Below are 19,052 nucleotides of genomic sequence, written 5' to 3'. Positions count from 1 at the left end.
ACTGAAAATACGGGCACCTGCAGTTAGAAGAAAGCCGGAAAATCGTTCAAATTTGGACCATGGTTCTTGATTACCGATACTGCTCTCGAGCGTCAGCAAGAATGCTTTTAGCGGTGTGCATGAAGATCTCAGAGAGCAATATCAATACCACAGCGTAGATGGCGGCCCCAGCACCGACGATAGCTAGGAGGTCGAACCACGACCTCACGCCCCACCACCGGTGGAGGAGTTCTACTATCACGAACATCCCGATAGCGGCGACGAACTGGTATCGAACGGGGGTCGGGAAAATTTCGTACTTCACGTGCTGACGCGCGAGGTACGTCATCCACGAGAACTTTAGAGCCTCGGCGATGATGGTAGCGACGACGATGCCGGCCGTGCCGAGGTTACGGACGAGAATGACGCCGAGTACTACGTTCGTCACGAGCGTCACGGCGACGATGTACATCCTGAGGTCCGGCCGGTCAAGGCCCTCGAGTACCGACGAAATCTGGGACGATTGTGTCTGGAGGATTTGGTACGCGGCGAGGCCCACGAGGAGCGGCGCGGCCGCGCGATACTCACTCCCAAAGATCGTGACGACGATGGACTCCGGCATCGCCAGCGCACCGAAGAACAGCGGGATGGCCAGCACCGATGCGAACGCGACGTTATTCGTGACCTGTTGGGCGATGCCCTCGCCGCGACTCGACTGCGAACTAACCTCGGTAAACAGCCCCGATCGCATCACCATTGAGAGGGACGCACCGGGAAGGACGAGTTGCATGGCGATTTTGTACTGACCCGATGCACCCGATCCGAGAATCGCACCGAGGAGCAAGATATCAACCTTCCCGTATGCGGTGCCGATGAAGTTGCTCGGAACGGAGAACTTCGCGTACTCCCAAATGCTCCGGATCGCCTCTCGGTCGGGCATCGCCGGACGGACGCCGAGGACGTAGAGTGTAATCGGGACTGTCAGCAGGGATGCGGCGGTGAGCCCATAGACCATCCCGGCGATGCCCCATCCGAGGAAGATCAGTACTAACTGGATCGGAATTGTGAAGAACGACCGCATGGAGTCGAGGAACACAGCGGTCCCGAACTGACCCTGACCGGCGACCATCGGTTGCAGGACCTTGAAGAAGATGATGCCGAAGAACGCGACGGTGACGTACAGCGGGCCGTTCTCGATATCGAAGTAGTTAAAGTGCGGCCCTACGACTAGTAGGAGACCGCCGACGAGAAGTCCCATTCCAGCGGTCACGGCAAGGCCGATGGTAAGGATGGCTCCAGCGTCTTGGCCGTGTTCGGAGATGCGTTTCTTGCATGCAGTGCCGAGGCCGCTGATGGGATTGTCGAGGACGTTTGTTAGTGCGACGACGACGTGGAAGGCACCGTAGCCAACCGGCCCGAGAACGCGCGCGAAGACGATGCTCCCCGCGAATCCGACGAGCATGAGCAGTATCTTCCCCACAAACCCCTTGGACACCTCCAGACCGAAACTCCCAGTCCGACTCATTCCTTGTATCCGAGGTTTTTGAGTCGTTCTTCGATGTCGTCACCGACTTCGACCGACTCTGAGCGACCGGCCGTATCCTGTATCTCGTCAACGAAGATCTCAACTGCGGAAACGTGTTCGTTTGGAATCCCGTTCGCGGCGATGTTCTCTTGCTCGTTCGGGTCGTTTCGCAGGTCGTAGCGTTGCTCAGTATCGGTCTCGACGTTCCGGATGTACTTCTCCTCACTGGTCCGACTCATCAGACGAATCTCATCGAGGTTGGTCCCGGCGTCACTGCCCCACCCACCGACGACTCGGTCGCGCTCGCCAGACAGGACATGCTGACCGCGGTAAGTCTCCGGCACGTCGATTTCGGCCTCCTCCAGCAGGGTCGCAGGAACGTCGTTGAGGCCCACGAGATCGTCGTGGCGGCCCGATCCTTCGGTTCCGCCGAACAGTAGGGGAACGTGGACGTGCTCCTCGTAGAAGCGGTTCTTGTGCCCGAAGTTTCCGTGTTCGTAAAACTCCTCGCCGTGATCCGCCGTTAGCATCCACGTCGCGTCGTCCAGACTGTCGATTAGACGGCCGATTTCGGTGTCGGTGTATCGAATCTCCGCGTCGTAGAGGTCAATTAGATCCGACCAGTCCTCGTCGGAGAGCGAATCAGGATCTTCGAGGACCTGCTGGCGGAGTTTCACCCCGCGGCGCTTCGACTGGGTCTCGCCGAACACTTGGTGTTCGTCGGGCGGGATATAGGGGTGATGGGGATCCATGTAGTGGACCCACAGGAACCACGGTTCTTCTGCGGATTCTACCCACGCTAGCGCCTCGTCGGTGAGCGACGCTGCGTCTTGGTAGTACGACCCTACGTCCACACCCGCGTGTTCCTGCCCTCGGTTGTACAGCCACTCCAGCAGGTCGTGGAGCGGTCCGTCGAGGTTGTTCGAGACATAGCGCCGGATTCGAGAAACGAGCGTCGGGTCGTCCTCTGAGTCACTGAAGACGTCGAATCCCCGAGCGTAACCGAACTCGGCGGAGAGAAAGGGGTTCGAGTGAAATCCTCCGGTAGCGTACCCCCGCTCCGAGAGTGGAACGGAGATTGGAATTTGCTCGTCGGAGAGGTGGTCGAAACCCCCGTAGAGCATCCCTTGAGTAGACGTGAGAAGCGACGGAAAAGAAGGCCGTGTAGCGCAAGCATGAGCGACAGTATCGGTGAATGTGTGGGAGTGGGAGGCTAAATTATCGATATTCGGCGTTGTCTCCCGCTCGTAACCGTAACAGCCGACGTGGTCTGCACGGAGAGAGTCCACCGTAACGAGGGCCAGGTTCATCGTAAACCGCTATACGCTTCCCCAACTTATTAGCTACTAAACTGTCCGGTCAACATCGGACGGTCGCGCATGGGTAGTCACAACTAACGCCTCGGAGGTTCTCCTACGGCCCTCGTAGTGACAGGCCACGTAATGCGAGCCGGGGATACTTGCACATCGAACACGGAACGACAGCAAACAGGTGCCCAAGCGGACACGTGTCCAGATGATAAGGCTTATGCGCGTATTACCACTCCCTCAACTCAATGAGCCAGCAGACCGAGCAGGTCGAGGACTCGACCGACACCGCCGAGTCGGTCCTCGACAGCTTCGAGGACTGGTATCACGTCCCCGTGCTCGCCGCAGCGATCGCGTTCATGCTGTGGGTGCGGCTCCAGTCGTACGGACAGTTCATCAGAGACGGCGAGGTGTACTTCGCTGGTAACGACGCCTGGTACCACCTCCGCCAGGTGCAGTACACGGTGCACAACTGGCCCGCCACGATGCCGTTCGACCCCTGGACCTACTTCCCGTTCGGCACCAGCGTGGGCCAGTTCGGCACCCTCTACGACCAACTGGTTGCCACTGCCGCCCTCGTGGTCGGCCTGGGCGACCCCTCCAGCACGCTCGTGGCTAAGACCCTCCTGGTCGCGCCCGCGGTCTTCGGCGCCCTCATCGCGATACCGACGTACCTGGTGGGCAAGCGCCTCGGCGGTCGCCCCGGCGGCCTGTTCGGCGTCGTCGTCCTGGCGCTGTTCCCCGGCACGTTCCTCCGCCGCGGCCTGGTCGGGTTCGCCGACCACAACATCGCCGAGCCGCTGTTCCAGACGTTCGCCGTGCTCGCGATGATGGTCGCGCTAACCGTCGGCGAGCGCGAGAGGCCCGTCTACGAACTGGTCGCCGACCGCGACATCGAGGCGCTCCGCGCGCCGCTCGTCTACAGCGCGCTCGCCGGCGTCGCCACCGCACTCTACATCTGGACGTGGCCGCCGGGCGTGCTCCTCGTCGGCATCTTCGGCGTCTTCTTCGGGCTGAAGCTGACCGCCGACTACGTCCGCGGCGTCAGCCCCGACCACCTCGGGTTCGTCGGCGCGGTGAGCATGGCTGTAGCGGGCCTGCTCCTGCTGGTCCCGCTCGGCACGCTGAATCCGAGCCCGACCAAGTTCTCGCCGCTCCAGCCGCTGCTCGCGTTCGCGGTGGCTGTCGGCTGCGTGTTCATGGCGTGGCTCGCCCGCGAGTGGGACGCCCGGGACCTCGGGACCGCGCTCTATCCGGCCACGGTCGGGGGCATTATCCTCGCGATAACCGGCTTTGTCTATCTGGCGCTCCCGTCACTGTTCAATCTCATCCGGAACAACGTCCTTCGTGTTATCGGATTCGGCACGAACGCCGCGACCCGGACCATCGCCGAGGCCCAGCCGTTCCTCTCCCAGACCTACCCGCAGTACGGCATCGCCTGGTACGACGTCATCATCCAGGAGTACGGGCTGATGCTGTTCACCGCAGCCGTCGCCGCTGTCTGGATGATCTGGAACACCTACCGCAACGACGACCACCGCGCCGAACTCCTGCTCGTGCTGGTCTGGGCGGCGTTCATCACCGCCGCCGCGTTCACCCAGGTGCGGTTCAACTACTACCTCGCGGTCCCCGTCGCGGTGCTGAACGCCTACCTCCTCAAGCAGATACTCTCGGTGGCGAACCTCACCGACCGCGAGTCGCTGACGAACGTCGAGGGGTACCAGGTCCTCGCGATCGTGTTCGTGGTGCTGCTCATCGTCCCCGTGCTCGTCACGCCGGCGAGCCTCGGCACGTCTGGAGCCCCCAACATCGACCAGACCCGGACCGCGATGGAGTCCGGACAGACGCGTCCCGGGGCGATAACCGAATGGGACGGGTCGCTCGACTGGATGGCGAACAACACGCCTGCGGAGGGCGACTACGGTAACGCCAACAACGCGGGCGAACTCGACTACTACGGCACCTACCGCCAGAACGACGGCGACTTCGACTATCCGGAGGGCGCCTACGGCGTGATGTCGTGGTGGGACTACGGCCACTGGATCACCGTGGAGGGCGAGCGCATCCCCGACGCCAACCCGTTCCAGGAGGGCGCCACCACCGCGGCGAACTATCTGCTCTCCCAGAGCGAGCGGCAGGCGAACGACGTCCTCGAGACGCTCGGAAACGACAGCGCCGAGGAGACCCGCTACGTGATGGTCGACTGGAAGATGGTCGAACCCACCGCCAAGTTCTCCGCGCCGACGGTGTTCAAGGACGACGCCAGCCGGTGGGACTACTACACGCGCGTGTACACCGGCCTGAACCAGCAGAGCCAGAGCCAGCCCCGCGTCCTCTTCCGGATGAAGGACCAGGCCTACTACGAGACGATGGCCTCGCGGCTCTACAACTACCACGGGAGCCGGGTCGAGCCGAGCCCGGTCGTGATCGACTACGACCGCATCTCGGGCGCGAACCCCGACGTGTTCGCCCAGACGCCCCAGTCGCCGAACGCGAGCGTCATCCGGCGGTTCGACACGATGCAGCAGGCCCGACAGTTCGTCGCCAACGACTCGACGGCCCAGATCGGCGGCGTCGGGCCGTTCCCGAGCGAGCCGATTCCGGCGCTCGAACACTACCGCGTCGTCAAGCAGAGCCAGTCGTCGGCCACGAACTCCTCGCAGTACGCCCGGACGCTCCGGACAGAGATGCGGCTGCTCCAGCGGGCGGGCGTGAACCCGCAGGCGCTGTTCCGCACCTCGCCGTCGTGGGTCAAGACGTTCGAGCGCGTGCCCGGCGCGACGGTGACCGGGTCCGCCCCGGCCAACACGACGGTCACGGCGAGCGTCCGGCTGTCGCCGACCGGCCAGAACGGATCGTTCACCTACACCCAGCAGGCCGAGACCGGCCAGGACGGCCAGTTCACGATGACGCTGCCGTACTCCACGACCGGGTACGACGAGTGGGGTACCGAGGAGGGGTACACTAATGTCAGCGTGCGGGCTGCGGGTCCGTACCAGTTCACCACGCCCCGCACCGTCGAGAGCGGGAACCTGACCTACCACAACGCGACCGCTCCGGTCACCGAGGGTCAGGTCATCGGCGAGAGCGAGCAGAACGTCACCGTCGAGCTGACGGAGACGTCAGTCCCGCTCCAGCAGAACCAGAACGACTCGTCGGGCAACCAGACGAGCGCGGGTGACCAGTCCCCGTCGAACGAGACGGCCGCCGGTAACCAGACCGACGACGGCGATCAGACGGCCGGCGGCAACGCGACCGACGGCAACGCCACGAACTCGTCGGCGATGGCGGCGCCCGACTCGGCCGCGCCCGAGCGCGAGGAGACGGTCCCGGCGCGCGCCGGCCTCGTCGGCGCCTACGCGGGGGCGCTCGTCCTCGCCGGTCGGGACTGAAGCCGGCGTCGGAACGACCCGACGATTCCACGCCAGTTCTCCTCAGTTCGGTATCGGATTTCTTCGCTCCGTCCCGTCACGGCCGCTCCACCGGTATCTCCGCGCCCTGCGAGAAAGCAAACCGTTTTCCGGACGGTCGTCGTACCCGTCTCGCAATGCGAGAGTGGCTCTCCATCTACCTCAAGGGCGTGTTCATGGGCGCCGCCGACGCGGTCCCCGGCGTCTCTGGGGGCACCATCGCGCTGATAACCGGCATCTACGAGCGGCTCGTCGGCGCCATCGCCGCCTTCGAGCCCGGCGTGTTGGCCGCCCTGCCCCGCGCGTACGACCCGGATGCGCGAGGTCGTATCGCCGGGATGCTCCGCGAGATGGACGTTGCGTTCCTGCTCGTGCTCGGCGCGGGCATCATCACCGCCGTCGTCGGCGTGACAGGTGCGATAGCAAGCATCGAGAAGTCCTCGCCCGCGGTCCTGTTCGCGTTCTTCTTCGGTCTCATCGCGGCGTCCGCGTTCGTCCTGTGGAGCGAGGTCCGACTCGACACGACCGGCGAGAAGGTCGCCGCGGTCGTCGGACTGGTCGTCGCGTTCCTGCTCGCCGACCAGTCGGCCGCTGCGGCGATACCCCACTCGCCGGTCGTGCTGTTCCTCGCCGGTGCGATAGCGATCTGTGCGATGATCCTGCCCGGCGTCTCGGGGTCGCTGCTGCTCATCCTGTTCGGCCAGTACATCTTCATGACGAACACGCTCCACGCGTTCATCGACGAGACCATCGGCGTCGTCCGGGGCGGCTCGCTTGACCCCGTGGTCGGTCACGCGGTGGCGGTCGCGTCGTTCGTCGCGGGTGCGGCGGTCGGCATCCTCACCTTCGCCCGGGTGGTGAAGTGGGCGCTGGCGAACCACCGGGAGGTGACGCTGACGTTCCTCGTCGCGCTGATGGTCGGCGCGCTTCGACTTCCAGTCGCCGAAATACTCGGTGCTGGCGGCGCGTGGACGCCGACCCGTTTCGCCACGGTCCTCACCGCCGGCTTCGTCGGCGCCTTCGCGGTCCTGCTGGTCGACTACTACACCGACGACCTCGACTACGTGGAGGAGGAACCGACGCCGACCGCGGCGCCGCGGAACGACTGACTTCTTCGGCCCGGTTCGACTTCCGACTCTACTCCCCGAACAGCGCCCGCAGTACCTTCGATTCGGCCTTCCGGAGGTGCTCGGACGCCGTGCTCGGCGCGCAGTCCAGCGCCTCGGCCACGTCCTCGTGGCTCGCGGTCCGGGGCACGTCGTAGTAGCCCGCCGCGACGGCCGTCTCGACCGCCTCGCGCTGGCGCGCGGAGAGAACCGCCGCCACCGTCTCCGGGGTGGCCTCGATTCCGCCGACCCGCTCGACCCTGACGACGACCTCCTCGGGCGCCGTGTCGTGAAGTTCCTGTAGCGCGTCCGCGGTGCCGACCGCGTCGAAGGTGACGCCGCCGTCGTCGGTGTGTTCGAGGGTCGAGGTGACCACGACGCCGCCCTCGCGGTAGGCGTCGAACATCGCCCGCTGGACGGGGGTCGTCTCGGCCCGGACGTGGGCGTAGAAGCCGCGGTCGTCGACCGGCGTGACGTCGTACGCCCGCACCTCGGGCGTCTCGGCGAGTTCCGCGGAGAACGCCTCCCGGTCGCCCTCGACGTAGAACGCGTGGGTCATGGTCTCGCCCGCGTCGTTCCAGTGGACCATCTCGGCGGCGTCCACGTAGTCGCGCTCGGCCAGCATCGTGTGGATCGGGTGGACCTCGGCGTCGGGCGCGTAGAACGTCAACTGGACGCGACGCATGCCGAGACCCGCGACTGCCGAAGTTATAAACCCACCGCGCAGGTCCGGCAGAACCGCTACCGTCGGGCCGCCCGTCCGTTCGTCCATGCGAGTGTTCATCGCGGGCGCGACCGGCGTCCTCGGGCGGCGACTCGTTGCCGACCTCGCCGACCGGGGTCACGCGATCGTCGGCCTGACGCGGACCGACTCGGGCGACGAACTGGTCCGGGCGCGGGGCGGAGACCCGCGGCGCGGCGACGTGCTCGACCGCGACTCGCTCCGCGACGCCGCGGCGGGAGCCGACGCCGTGGTCCACGCAGCCACCGCTATCCCGACGGCTCGAAAACCGACCGACGGGGACTGGGAGCGAAACGACCGCGTGCGTCGCGAGGGCGCGCGGAACCTGACCGCGGTCGCGGCCGACGTCGGTGCGGACCGCTTCGTCCAGCAGAGCGTCGTCTGGGTCGCCCGCCAGCCGGACGGCTCGCGGTTCGACGAGACCGCGAAGCCGAACCCGGACCGGACCACTCAGTCGGCGCTGGACGCCGAGCGCATCGCTCGGGAGGCGGCCCGGGAGGCTGGATTCGAGACGACCGTCCTCCGCTGTGGCTTCTTCTACGCTCACGACTCGGCCCACACGCGAACGTTCGGGGAGGAACTGCTCGCCGGCAACATGCCGATACTCGGCGGCGGTCTGCTCGGTCGCAAGGACGCGGAACTCTCCGTCCTGCACGTCGACGACGCTGCGCGGGCGTTCGCCGAGGCAGTCGAGAGCGACTCTGTCGGCCTCTACCACGTCGTCGACGAGGAACACGTCACGACCGCCGACTTCATTCGGGCGTTCGCGGACCGTCTCGACGCGCCCGAGCCCCGCCGCGTACCGGTGTGGCTGGCGAAGTACCTCGCGGGCGAGGCGACGGTCCGGCTGCTGACGAGTCCGATGCCCACGACCGCCGAGCGGTTCCGGCGCGACTTCGACTGGGAACCGCGGTATCCGACCTACCGGGAGGGACTCGACGCGGTGGTCGAGCGGTGGTGCGGGGACGGGACCGTCCGCGAGACCGCGGCCGGGTACGAGTGGCGCGGGAAAGCGGTGAGGACGAGTCACGGCGACGGCTCGAGGACCGACGATTCCGCGGAGGCGGCCGAGCCGTAGATGGCGCGCGAACTCCGGGTCGCGGCGCTCGCCGTCGGTCTGCACACCGCGGCGAGCGCGGCTCACGGCGTTCCGCACGCCGCGATTCCGGTCCCGCTCTCGCGGTGGCAGTGGGCGTTCGTCTACGGGGTGATAGTGCTCGCGCCGCTGGTCGCGCTCGGATTGCTCTGGCGCGGACAGGAAGCGACAGGAGCGACGGCCCTCGCCGTCTCGATGGCTGCGTCGCTCGTGTTCGGCGTCTACTTCCACTTCGTCGCGCCGAACCCAGACCACGTCGGGGCGATTTCGGCCGGGCCCTGGCGGGGCCCGTTCCGGATGACGGCGCTGTCCGCGGCCGTCACCGACGCACTCGGCGTCCTCGTCGGCGCGTGGCTCGTGACCGCCGGCGTCTCGTGGGACGGAGATACAGCGGAGTAACTCGGTCCCGACTTCGGGTCCGGCGGTGCGGAGTTCACCGACCGCGTGGGCGACCGGCTCGACCCCGACGCGAGCCCGAAGCACGCTTCGCAGGCGGTGACGGGCGTGGTCGCAGAGGCCGCCTCCACCGGCGAACTCCAGCACGTAATCTCGGAGTTCCCCGAGAACGAGGGGTACGGCGAACTCCTCGCGCTCGCCGACCGGAACGCCTCGTAATCGCCTCGGAAGCGGCCGGGTAGCCGAACCGAGCCCCGATTTTCTCAGTTCTCGCCGTCGACCAGCGCCTCGGCAAGCACCTCGAGCGGGTGGCGGACCTCGTAGCCCGTTCCGTGTTCCATCTGCATCGCGCAGGTCGGGCACTCGGTCAGCCCCGTCTCGGCCGGCGATTCCTCCATGTGGTCGAACATCTCGGCGCCGATCTCCATCGACGCGTCGTACTTCTCGGCCTTCCAGCCGTAGGTGCCCGAGATGCCCGAGCACGAGGGGCCGACGTCCTCGGCGTCGGCGCCGTCGAGTCGGTCGAGCAGTTCGACCGCCTGGCCGTCGACGCCCTGGTTGCGGGCGTGACAGGGCGCGTGGTACGCGAAGGCGGCGCCGTCGAGATCGGCGTCGGCCGCCTCCAGCGAACCGTCGAGGTCCTCGTGGAGTCGCAGGTACTCGAGGGCCTCGTAGGTCCGGGCCGCGACGCCGGCGGTCCCCTCGAAGTCGAACAGTTCGGGGTACTCCTGGCGGAGCGACATCGAGCACGAGGTGCAGGAGGCGACGATGTCCGCGCCGCTTTCGATAGCGGCCGCGAGTTCCCGGACGTTCGTCTCGGCCGCGCGCCGGGCGTCGGCCAGCATCCCGTTGGCGAACATCGGCGTGCCCGAGCACTTCTGCGGGGGGACCAGCACCTCGTAGCCGAAGTGCTCGTAGAGTCGCACCATCGCCTTGCCCACCTCAGGGGTGTTGTAGTTCGAGTAGCAGCCGTGGAAGTACGCCACGCGCTTGTCCTCGCTCCTGGCCTGCGCGCCCCCGCGCTCCGCTCGCGCCTCCCGCGCTCGCTTCTTCGAGGCGGCGCTGCCGCCTCGCTTCTCCCACCACTCCCGGAACGTCTCGTCGGCGAACTCGGGGAAGTCGCGCTCGGCGGTGATGCCGAGCAGCCTCTCGTTGACGGCCTGGACGAGCGAGTTGCCCATCACGAAGTTGGCGAGCCGCGGCATCCTGCTCGCCACTTCGGCGAAGAATCGGTAGTTCGCCAGGATTCGATTGCGGACGTACTCCCGCGAGAGCTTCTCCATCTGTTCCTCCACGAACTCCCCGCGAGCCGTGTTGTGCATCTGGCTGAGGGGAACGTCGGAAGGACACGACGAGTCGCAGCGCATGCAGTTCGAGCACGACATCACCGACTCGTCGACATCCCGGTCGCCCTTGCGCTTGAGCCGCCACTGCTCGGGGCCCTGGAACTTCGGGCCGGGGAACTCGTCGTCGACCTCCGCGACCGGGCAGACCGAGTCGCAGGTCGAGCACTTGTAGCAGTCGTCGCTGCCCGGCCGGAGGTCCATCTCCTCGCTCTCCTCGAAGACGTGCACCGGCTCGAACTCGTCGCTCTCGACGGTCGCCTCCTCCCTCGCGTCGTGGGGGTCGTCCGGTTCGTTCGGGGAGCCTGTCTCGCTCGCGTCGTTCGCGTTCGGTGCGTCACTCATCGTTATCTCGTCGCCTCCTCGGCCGCGCGCCGCCCGGCCGCGAGCCCCGTGGCGAGCGAGACTCCCGACCCGGACTTCTCCGCGGCGAAGTCGTAGCCGCCCAGCACCGCGCCGGCCGCCCGCAGGTTTCCGAACTCCGGGTCGCCCCGTCGGTCGAGCGGCCGGAGGTCGTCGTCGGTCTCCACGCCGAATCGCGCGAAGGCGTGGTCGCCGAACGCCCCGTCGGCCGACCAGTCGTACCGGTCGTCCGGGTGCGGGACGTAGCAGTCGAAGATCGGTTCGCGCACTCGCTCGCGGTCGGAGTCGACGCCCTTCCCGACCAGTCCGCCGGTCGCCAGCACGAACTGGTCGGCGTGGAAGGGAATCGCCGCGCCGTTGCGCTCGACGCGGACCGCCGCGAGGGAATCCGGGTCGGAATCGTCAGCCTCGCCGTCGATCTCGAAGTCCACCACCGGATTCCCCGTGGTGAATCGGACGCCGGCCTCCCGGCAGGCCCCGCGGAGCGCGCCTTCGAGGCGCATCCCCGGCAGGCTCGGCGGCCCCGTCGGCACCTCGAAGACGGCCGCGTCTAGTTCGGCCTCGAGGTCGGCCCGCACTTCCTCGGTCTCGTGCCGGCCGAGCAGGGCCGGGAAGCCGACCCGCTTCTCTCCCCGGAGGTGGTCCTTCGCGGTCTCGGCGAGCGCGCGGCGAATCGGCAGCGACTCGGAGTACGGTCCCGCGTCGTCGCCGACTGCCACGCGTTCGTCCGCGTCGAGCGCGTCCGCCAGCCTGGTCCGGGCGGCGTCGGCCCGGAAGCCGCCGGGGAACCGGACCGTGACACCCCGGACCGGGAAGGGGACGCCTGCGGCCCGAAGGTGGTCGGCCGCGAGCGGCGCGTCGAAGTCGGGCACGGTCTCGAAGCCGACCAGCAGGACCGGCCGGTCGTCGCTGGCGAGTCCGGGCGCGACGCTCGCGGGGTACCGCGCGGTGGGCTTGACGGTCCCGCCGTGGGTCGGGACGAGCGCGTTCAGGTCGGTGTGGTCGCCGCGGTAGCGGTCGCCGACCACGTCGTCGAACAGCGCGAAACCCTCCCTGACGCCCGCCGCACCGACCGTTCGGTACGGGTGGCGCTCGGGCAGGTCCGGAATCGCCTCGAAGGGGTCCGCGAGCAGTTCATCGTCGGAATCGTACCCCAGCACGTCGACCAGACCGCTGGCGCTCCGGAGCGTCGAATCCTTGTGCGAGACCACCCGGACGGCCGCGCCCTCGCGAGCGGCCGCGAGCGCCGCGGTCATGCCCGCGAGGCCGCCTCCGACGACCGTGACGTCGTCCTCAATCGCCACGCTGCCCCTCCGTTCCACCGCGCTTTTCCTCCATCTCGAGGGTCTCGCCCGCGTCGAAGTCGTCGAACGAGATTCGGCCGTCGCGGTCGGCCGGGTCGCGGTCCCGGTTCATCGTGGTCGCGTGGAGCGCGTAGTTGAGCGCGGCCTGCGAGAGCTGTTCGCCCCAGAGCGCGTGGCGCTCGCCCTTCCAGCGCTCCTCGAACAGCTCGTCGAGCGCCTCGCGGGCCTGCGGCTCGTCGTACTCGGGGTGGAGTTCGGCCGCCAGCTGCTGGCAGCAGAACCCGCCCTGGCAGTTGCCCATCGAGGCCCGGGTCCGGATGCGGACCGCGTTGAGGTCGGTGCCCGACTCGTCGATGGCGTCCCGGACCTCCGCCCTCGTCACCGCCTCGCAGTCGCAGAGCACCGGATTCGGCCCGTCGGTCGAAAGCACCTCGTCGGCGCGACTGCCGAGGCGCTGGACGCTCCGCCGGCCGACGGGCGATCGGAGGCCGAACTCCGCCATGTAGTCGTCGAGGACCGAGGCGTCCTCGCTGCCCGGTAGGGGGACCTCGGCAGTCCGGCACTCCGCGGAGACGCCCAGTTCGTCGCAGACGTGGTCGGCGATCTCCTCGGCCATCAGCCGGTAGGTCGTGAACTTCCCGCCGACGATGGTGGTGAACCCCGTCAGTTCGTCGCGCTCGGCGTGGTCGAGCAGGAAGTAGTCCCGGGTGATGTCGGTCGGGTCGGCGGTGCCGGTTCCCGGCGGTTCGTAGAGCGGGCGGACGCCCCAGAACGACCGGACGGTCCGGGCCTCCGCGAGGATGGGGACGAGCCGCGAGAGCTCGTCTATCATCAGGTCGACCTCCCAGCGCTCCTCGGAGTACTCCTCGGGGTCCTCGACCTCCACGTCCGTCGTGCCCAGGATGGCGGTGGTCTCGTGGGGAACCACGATGTCGGCGTCGCCCTTCGGCCGGCATCGGTTGACCACGGTGTCGACCTGCCGGCAGTTCATCACCACCATCGCGCCCTTGGAGGGCCGGACCGCCACGTCGACGCCCGCCATCGCGCCGACCTGGCCGGCCCAGGCGCCCGTGGCGTTGACGACGTGCTCGGCCGTGATCTCCTCGGTCTCGCCCGCTTTCCGGTGCTCGCGCTCGCCGGGGCCGGAGTCGTGGCGCACTTCGATTCCCCGGACTCGGCGCTCTCCCTCGTCGTTGCTGCCGCCCCCACCGTCGCCGCTGTCACCGCTGTCGTCGACCAGCACGTCGGTCACCTCCGCGTGGGTCTCGATGCGCGCGCCGTGTCGCTCGGCGCTGGCGGCGTTGGCCACGCAGAGCCGGAACGGGTCGACGGCGCCGTCGGGCACCCGAATCGCGCGCTTCACGTCCTTCGTCAGGTAGGGCTCCTGCTCGCGGGCCTCCTCCCCGCTCAGGACCTCGGCCGGGATGCCGCAGTCGCGGCAGCCGGCCAGCTTCTCCTCGAAGTACTCGTCCGGGTCGCCCGCCAACTGCACGAACAGGCCGCCGGTCATCTCGACGCAGTGGCCGGCGATGTCCCGGAGCACGCGGTTCTCCCGGATGCACTCCTCGGCGCTCGATTTATCGGAGACCGCGTACCGACCGCCGCTGTGGAGCAGCCCGTGCATCCGACCGGTCGTTCCGTTGGTGAGGTTCCCCTTCTCGACGAGCGTCACGTCGACCCCGCGCATGGCGAGGTCCCGGGCGACGCCGCAGCCCGTCGACCCCCCGCCGACGACGAGGACCTCGGTGTCGGTCATTCGCTCGGATGTTGGCCCGTGCGGACTTGAGTGTACTGCTGTCTCGCAGTTGCGGTCTCCGAAAGGCGGACCGGGTAGTGCTGTCAGATTCAGCTCCTGCAATTCCGACAGAGGACGGTATTGGATGCCGAAATTGGGGGTAATCAACCGAGCTAGCTACTGCCGTCACCTCTGTTACCGCAACCGGACAGCACCGCAACGGCCTCACACCTCCCCAGCCTCCTCGCTCGCTTCGCTCGCTCGTCCCTCGCACGCACTGGCGCGACCACGAGGGTCGCGCCAGCGTGCGCCGGACTCAGGAGTCGAGGAGTTCACACGTATGTTGTGAAGTCCGCGCTCTGGTCTGCGGTCGGCCGTATCGTTATCACGCTGGCCGACCCAGTCCGAGCCATGACGGCCGACACCTACGTCGGCGCCATCGACCAGGGGACCACCGGCACCCGGTTCATGGTGTTCGACCACGACGGGACCGTCGTCGCGGAGGCCTACGAGACCCACGAGCAGTTCTACCCCGAACCCGGGTGGGTCGAGCACGACCCGGTCGAGATCTGGGAGAACACGAAGAGCGTGACCCGGGCGGCGCTCGCAGACGCCGGCATCGAGGCCGACCGGCTGACCGCCATCGGCGTGACCAACCAGCGCGAGACCACCCTGCTCTGGGACCGCGACACCGGCAAGCCGGTGTACAACGCGATCGTCTGGCAGGACCGCCGGACCACCGACCGGGTCGAACAGCTGGAAGACGAGGGGAAGGCCGAGACGATCCGCGAGAAGACCGGACTGCTGCCCGACGCCTACTTCTCGGCGACGAAGGCCGAGTGGCTGCTGGAGAACGCCGACCCCATCAAGACCCGGCGCGCCCGGCCGGCCGACCTCCGGGCGCGCGCCGCCGAGGGCGAGATCCTGTTCGGGACCGTCGACTCGTGGCTGGTCTACAATCTCACCGGCGAGCACGTCACCGACGCGACCAACGCCTCGCGGACGATGCTGTTCGACATCCGCGAGATGGCGTGGGACGACGACCTGCTCGCGGAGTTCGACGTCCCGGCAGCTTGCCTCCCCGAAGTCCGGCCCTCCAGCGACGAGGACTACTACGGGACGACCGACCCGGAAGGGTTCCTCGGCGCGGCGGTCCCGGTGGCCGGCGCGCTCGGCGACCAGCAGGCCGCGCTGTTCGGCCAGACCTGCTTCGACGCCGGCGACGCCAAGAACACCTACGGCACGGGGAGCTTCTTCCTGATGAACACGGGCGACGAGCCGGTCGACAGCGACCACGGCCTGCTCACCACGGTGGGATTCCACCGCTCGGGCGACCCCGTCCAGTACGCGCTCGAGGGCTCGATCTTCGCCACGGGCGCGGCCATCGAGTGGCTCGAGGACGTGACGCTCGTCGAGGACGCCGCCGAGACCGAGAGCCTCGCCCGGAGCGTCGACTCGACCGACGGGGTCTACGTCGTCCCGGCGTTCACCGGCCTCGGCGCGCCCCACTGGGACCCGCGGGCCCGGGGCACCATCGTCGGGATGACCCGGGGGACCCGCCGCGAGCACGTCGTCCGGGCCACGCTCGAATCCATCGCCTACCAGACCCGGGACGTGGCGGAGGCGATGGTCGCGGACTGCGGGCTCGAACTCGACGACCTCCGGGTCGACGGCGGCGCGGTCAAGAACAACTACCTCTGCCAGCTCCAGGCCGACATCCTCGGCGCCGAGATCGTCCGGCCGGAAGTCGACGAGACCACCGCACTCGGGGCGGCCTACGCCGCCGGCCTCGCGGTCGGCTACTGGGCGGACGTCGACGAACTCCGCGACAACTGGCGGGTCGACCGGCAGTTCGATCCCGAGATGGACGAGGCCACCGCAGACGCGAGGTACGACCGGTGGAGCGAAGCTGTCGAGCGGTCGCGCGACTGGGCGCGCGACGACCCCTCCTGATACCGCGGAGCGCCGGGTTCGAGACCGGTTTCTCGAGCGAGTCGGCCGAGAGATTTCGCCGGGGTGCTGCACGTCGAACGACCGGTTTTTGTCGGTGACGCTCCCACGGTGAGCCATGGTTCCGCCGCTCGTCCTCGACATCGACGGCACGATGACCCGGCCCGACGACTCCGTGGACCCGCGATTCTTCGACGTGCTCCCGGACTGGGACGCGCCGGTCGTCGTGGCCACCGGGAAGGCGTTCCCGTACCCCGTGGCGCTCTGCCACTTCATGTACGTCGAGCAGAACGTCATCGCCGAGAACGGCGGCATCGTCCTGTCGGGCGAGGAGGTGACTCGGAACGGCGACGGCGAGGCCGCACGGAGGGTCGCCGAGGAGTACGTCGCCGCGGGCCACGACCTCGGGTGGGGCCCGACCGACCTCACGAACCGGTGGCGCGAGACCGAGGTCGCGGTCGCGCGCGACCAGACGCTCGGTCCGCTGGAGGAATTGGCGGCCGAGCACGGTCTCGAAGTGGTGGACACCGGCTTCGCCTACCACGTCAAGTCGCCCAGCATCGAGAAGGGCATCGGGCTGAAGTCGGTCGCGCGGCTCCTCGACCGCGACCCCGCGGAGTTCGTCGCGATCGGCGACTCGGAGAACGACGTCTCGACGTTCGGCGTCGCCGGCGAGTCCTACGCGGTCGCCAACGCCGACGAGAAGGCCAGGCGCGCGGCCGACGTGGTGCTCGACGAGTCGTACTCCGAGGCGACGCTCTCGGTGCTGGGCGAACTGCGGCGTCGAGACTGACGAGCCGCTACTCCCGGCCACGCAGCCGGCGCAGCGCGCCCCGGGCGATCGCTGCCAGGGCGACGAGTAACACGCCGACGACCAGCGCCCACGGACCGGTGTTCCGGTCCATCAGGCGCCCTCCCCGGCGGTGGCGTCTTCCCTTTCGACCGCCTCGGCAGCGACCTCCGCGTCGCGCCACTCTCCGAAGGAATCCAGCACGTCAGCCTCCTCGAACCACTCGATACACGGTACGTCGTAGGGATGGAGCTCCTCGACCCGGGCTTCGAGGCGGTCGTAAGCCTCGTCGGTGGTCTTGGCGAGCAGCACTACCTCGTCGTCCCGGTGGACTTCGCCCTCCCACCGGTAGACCGAGGTGCAGGGGAACCGGTTGACACAGGCCGCGAGCCGTTCCTCGACGAGCGCCTCGGCGAGTTCGGTCGCATCCTCGGGCGGTGCGGTGATGTAGGCGGTCGGCATACCGGTAGCTCCGACGCGGGGAATCTTAAGGCTCAGCCCTTTCGGGGTAGTCGGACTGGTGGTCCCCGCCCCCGACGGCGGGCGACCGCGCGAGGCGTCCGGTCGGGACCCGTTCTCGGATTTAAACCTTGATGCGGTCGTCGCTCGAACCAGACCGCCGACCGCTCACCGCTCGTGGACCCGCATCGGCATCCCGTCCTTGGGGTGCATCGTCAGCGTCGGCCGAAGCTCCGGGTCGCGCTGCCGGGCGTATTCGAGCCGGTAGTGCTGGGCAGTCCGGGCGAGAATGAGTTTGGCCTCCAGTTTGGCGAGGTGCTTGCCGATGCAGTGGCGCGGCCCGCCGCCGAACGGGAAGTACGCGAACCGCGGCCGGTCGACGTCCCGGGTCCACCGGTCGGGGTCGAACGCGTCGGGGGCGTCCCAGTACCGCGCCGAGCGGTGCAGCGCCCACTGCGAGAGCATGATTGCGGCGTCGTCCGGAATCTGATAGCCGCCCAGTTCGACGCGGCCCTTCGGCTCGCGGAACATCGTGTACACCGGCGGATACAGCCGCATCGCCTCGTCGACGACTCGCTCGACGAGGCCCAGGTCCCGGACGTCGGCCATCGTCGGCGGGTCGTCGCCGACCACCGAATCGACTTCTTCGTGGACCCGGCGCTCGACGTCGGGGTGCTGGGAGAGCAGGTACCAGGTGTAGGTCAGCGTGAGCGCGGTGGTGTCGTGGCCGGCCAGCAGCATCGTCATCACCTCGTCGCGGATCATGCGGTCGGACTGCTCGCCGCGGTCCTGGGCCCGCAGCAGGATCGAGAGCAGGTCGTCCGGCCCCCCGTCGGCGGCGGGGTCGCCGTGGGTGCCTCGCCGCTCCGAGACGATGTCGTCGATGACGCCCTCCATCGTCTCGACCGCGTTCCGGTACTCGCCGTCGCCGGGCATCGGGAGCCACCGGGGCGCGGCGAACCGGACGGGGTCGGGCTCGAACCGGGCGCCCAGCGGCTCCAGCGCCTCGCGGATGGTCCGGACCCGGCGGTCGTTCAGGTCGGTGCCGAGCATCAGGTCGACGATGACCGCGAGCGTCACCTCCGTCATGTCGAGTTCGACGTCGACCTCGGCGCCGTCCGACCAGTCGGCGAGCAGGTCGTCGTTGTGCGCGACGATGTTCTCGGCGAACCCGGTCAGCCGACCCGGCGCGAACGCCGGCGTGGCGAGCTTGCGCTGCTCGCGCCAGGTCTGGCCCTCGCTGAGCAGGAGCCCCTTCCCGAGCAGGTCCCCGAGCGCGTCGTCCTGGAACTCGGGCTTCCGGAACTTCTCGGCCTCCGAGACCAGCACCCGCTCGACGTCCGTGGGGTCGGTCAGGAGGTACGTGTCCAGCGGACCGAGGTCGAACCGGACCACGTCGCCGTACGCCTGCTCGCACGCCGACAGGAACCGGAACGGGTCGCGGGCGTACCGGCGGCTGCTGCCGAACAGCGGTTCGCCGTTCGGGCCGGGCGGTGAGGAACTCATCAACACCTTGTTGGGCTGGAACCGGATGAATCCAGCGGCGA

At 68.1% G+C, this 19,052-nt stretch carries 15 protein-coding genes; 7 read left to right on the top strand and 8 right to left on the bottom strand.

What is annotated here, in order from left to right; translation table 11 throughout:
- Positions 1-70: 70 nt before the first annotated feature.
- Positions 71-1,459: a lipopolysaccharide biosynthesis protein gene (locus tag DVR07_RS07275; protein WP_162829470.1), complete on the bottom strand. Its 1,389-nt coding sequence runs from the start codon at positions 1,457-1,459 to the stop codon at positions 71-73.
- Between the two features lie 41 nt (positions 1,460-1,500).
- Entirely contained in the window at positions 1,501-2,814 is a 1,314-nt protein-coding gene (locus DVR07_RS07270) for a sulfatase (RefSeq protein ID WP_115796069.1), read from the bottom strand.
- A gap of 245 nt (positions 2,815-3,059) precedes the next feature.
- On the opposite strand from DVR07_RS07270, the gene DVR07_RS07265 reads away from it, so the two are divergent.
- Both DVR07_RS07265 and DVR07_RS07260 read left to right on the top strand, forming a co-directional pair.
- Positions 3,060-6,203 carry an oligosaccharyl transferase, archaeosortase A system-associated gene (locus DVR07_RS07265; RefSeq protein ID WP_115796068.1) on the top strand — a complete coding sequence of 1,048 codons (3,144 nt, stop codon included), beginning with the start codon at positions 3,060-3,062 and terminating at the stop codon, positions 6,201-6,203.
- Between the two features lie 155 nt (positions 6,204-6,358).
- Positions 6,359-7,330 carry a DUF368 domain-containing protein gene (locus DVR07_RS07260; RefSeq protein ID WP_115796067.1) on the top strand — a complete coding sequence of 324 codons (972 nt, stop codon included), beginning with the start codon at positions 6,359-6,361 and terminating at the stop codon, positions 7,328-7,330.
- A gap of 28 nt (positions 7,331-7,358) precedes the next feature.
- Here the strand turns inward: DVR07_RS07260 and DVR07_RS07255 are convergent, their stop codons facing one another.
- The gene (locus tag DVR07_RS07255) at positions 7,359-8,012 is read right to left on the bottom strand and encodes a helix-turn-helix domain-containing protein (RefSeq protein ID WP_162829469.1); all 654 of its coding nucleotides are present in this window, start codon (positions 8,010-8,012) and stop codon (positions 7,359-7,361) included.
- A gap of 85 nt (positions 8,013-8,097) precedes the next feature.
- On the opposite strand from DVR07_RS07255, the gene DVR07_RS07250 reads away from it, so the two are divergent.
- Genes DVR07_RS07250 through DVR07_RS21420 form a run of 3 tightly spaced genes read left to right on the top strand, consistent with a single transcriptional unit; the run spans position 8,098 to position 9,780 of the window.
- Complete coding sequence (locus DVR07_RS07250; RefSeq protein ID WP_115796065.1) at positions 8,098-9,147, top strand: NAD-dependent epimerase/dehydratase family protein; 1,050 nt, start codon at positions 8,098-8,100, stop codon at positions 9,145-9,147.
- Positions 9,148-9,564, top strand: a complete 417-nt coding sequence (locus DVR07_RS07245) for a hypothetical protein (protein WP_115796064.1) — start codon at positions 9,148-9,150, stop codon at positions 9,562-9,564.
- A 45-nt stretch (positions 9,565-9,609) separates the two neighbouring features.
- Positions 9,610-9,780: a hypothetical protein gene (locus DVR07_RS21420; RefSeq protein WP_162829468.1), complete on the top strand. Its 171-nt coding sequence runs from the start codon at positions 9,610-9,612 to the stop codon at positions 9,778-9,780.
- A gap of 44 nt (positions 9,781-9,824) precedes the next feature.
- On the opposite strand, the gene DVR07_RS07240 is transcribed toward DVR07_RS21420, so the two are convergent.
- From DVR07_RS07240 to glpA, 3 genes are read right to left on the bottom strand one after another with little or no spacing between them, the layout of a single operon-like run.
- Entirely contained in the window at positions 9,825-11,249 is a 1,425-nt protein-coding gene (locus DVR07_RS07240) for an anaerobic glycerol-3-phosphate dehydrogenase subunit C (RefSeq protein WP_115796063.1), read from the bottom strand.
- Positions 11,250-11,251: 2 nt separating this feature from the next.
- A complete protein-coding gene (gene glpB / locus DVR07_RS07235) occupies positions 11,252-12,571 on the bottom strand; it encodes a glycerol-3-phosphate dehydrogenase subunit GlpB (protein WP_115796062.1) in 1,320 nt (439 codons plus the stop codon).
- Positions 12,561-14,327: an anaerobic glycerol-3-phosphate dehydrogenase subunit GlpA gene (gene glpA, locus DVR07_RS07230; protein WP_115796061.1), complete on the bottom strand. Its 1,767-nt coding sequence runs from the start codon at positions 14,325-14,327 to the stop codon at positions 12,561-12,563. The genes glpB and glpA overlap by 11 nt, the downstream gene beginning before the upstream one ends.
- A 390-nt stretch (positions 14,328-14,717) precedes the next feature.
- Between glpA and glpK the strand changes: the two genes are divergently transcribed.
- Entirely contained in the window at positions 14,718-16,259 is a 1,542-nt protein-coding gene (gene glpK, locus DVR07_RS07225) for a glycerol kinase GlpK (RefSeq protein ID WP_115796060.1), read from the top strand.
- Positions 16,260-16,374: 115 nt separating this feature from the next.
- A complete protein-coding gene (locus tag DVR07_RS07220) occupies positions 16,375-17,049 on the top strand; it encodes an HAD hydrolase family protein (RefSeq protein WP_115796059.1) in 675 nt (224 codons plus the stop codon).
- 111 nt (positions 17,050-17,160) lie between these two features.
- Here the strand turns inward: DVR07_RS07220 and cutA are convergent, their stop codons facing one another.
- Both cutA and DVR07_RS07210 read right to left on the bottom strand, forming a co-directional pair.
- The gene (gene cutA / locus DVR07_RS07215; RefSeq protein WP_115796058.1) at positions 17,161-17,508 is read right to left on the bottom strand and encodes a divalent-cation tolerance protein CutA; all 348 of its coding nucleotides are present in this window, start codon (positions 17,506-17,508) and stop codon (positions 17,161-17,163) included.
- A 165-nt stretch (positions 17,509-17,673) separates the two neighbouring features.
- Entirely contained in the window at positions 17,674-19,011 is a 1,338-nt protein-coding gene (locus tag DVR07_RS07210) for a cytochrome P450 (protein WP_115796057.1), read from the bottom strand.
- Between the last annotated feature and the right edge of the window lie 41 nt (positions 19,012-19,052).

It is taken from the genome of Halorussus rarus, from assembly GCF_003369835.1.
GTDB classification, from domain to species: Archaea; Halobacteriota; Halobacteria; order Halobacteriales; family Haladaptataceae; genus Halorussus; species Halorussus rarus.
Note: the sequence above shows the minus strand (reverse complement) of the source record. Positions and strands in the feature narration are given on the sequence as shown.

Coding starts and splice junctions, on each gene's coding strand:
- glpK (WP_115796060.1), top strand. CDS start 14,718: ATGACGGCCGACACCTACGTCGGCGCCATCGACCAGGGGACCACCGGC.
- cutA (WP_115796058.1), bottom strand. CDS start 17,508: ATGCCGACCGCCTACATCACCGCACCGCCCGAGGATGCGACCGAACTC.
- DVR07_RS07260 (WP_115796067.1), top strand. CDS start 6,359: ATGCGAGAGTGGCTCTCCATCTACCTCAAGGGCGTGTTCATGGGCGCC.
- DVR07_RS07245 (WP_115796064.1), top strand. CDS start 9,148: ATGGCGCGCGAACTCCGGGTCGCGGCGCTCGCCGTCGGTCTGCACACC.
- glpA (WP_115796061.1), bottom strand. CDS start 14,327: ATGACCGACACCGAGGTCCTCGTCGTCGGCGGGGGGTCGACGGGCTGC.
- DVR07_RS07255 (WP_162829469.1), bottom strand. CDS start 8,012: ATGCGTCGCGTCCAGTTGACGTTCTACGCGCCCGACGCCGAGGTCCAC.
- DVR07_RS07265 (WP_115796068.1), top strand. CDS start 3,060: ATGAGCCAGCAGACCGAGCAGGTCGAGGACTCGACCGACACCGCCGAG.
- DVR07_RS07210 (WP_115796057.1), bottom strand. CDS start 19,011: ATGAGTTCCTCACCGCCCGGCCCGAACGGCGAACCGCTGTTCGGCAGC.
- DVR07_RS07250 (WP_115796065.1), top strand. CDS start 8,098: ATGCGAGTGTTCATCGCGGGCGCGACCGGCGTCCTCGGGCGGCGACTC.
- DVR07_RS07270 (WP_115796069.1), bottom strand. CDS start 2,814: ATGAACCTGGCCCTCGTTACGGTGGACTCTCTCCGTGCAGACCACGTC.
- DVR07_RS07240 (WP_115796063.1), bottom strand. CDS start 11,249: ATGAGTGACGCACCGAACGCGAACGACGCGAGCGAGACAGGCTCCCCG.
- DVR07_RS07220 (WP_115796059.1), top strand. CDS start 16,375: ATGGTTCCGCCGCTCGTCCTCGACATCGACGGCACGATGACCCGGCCC.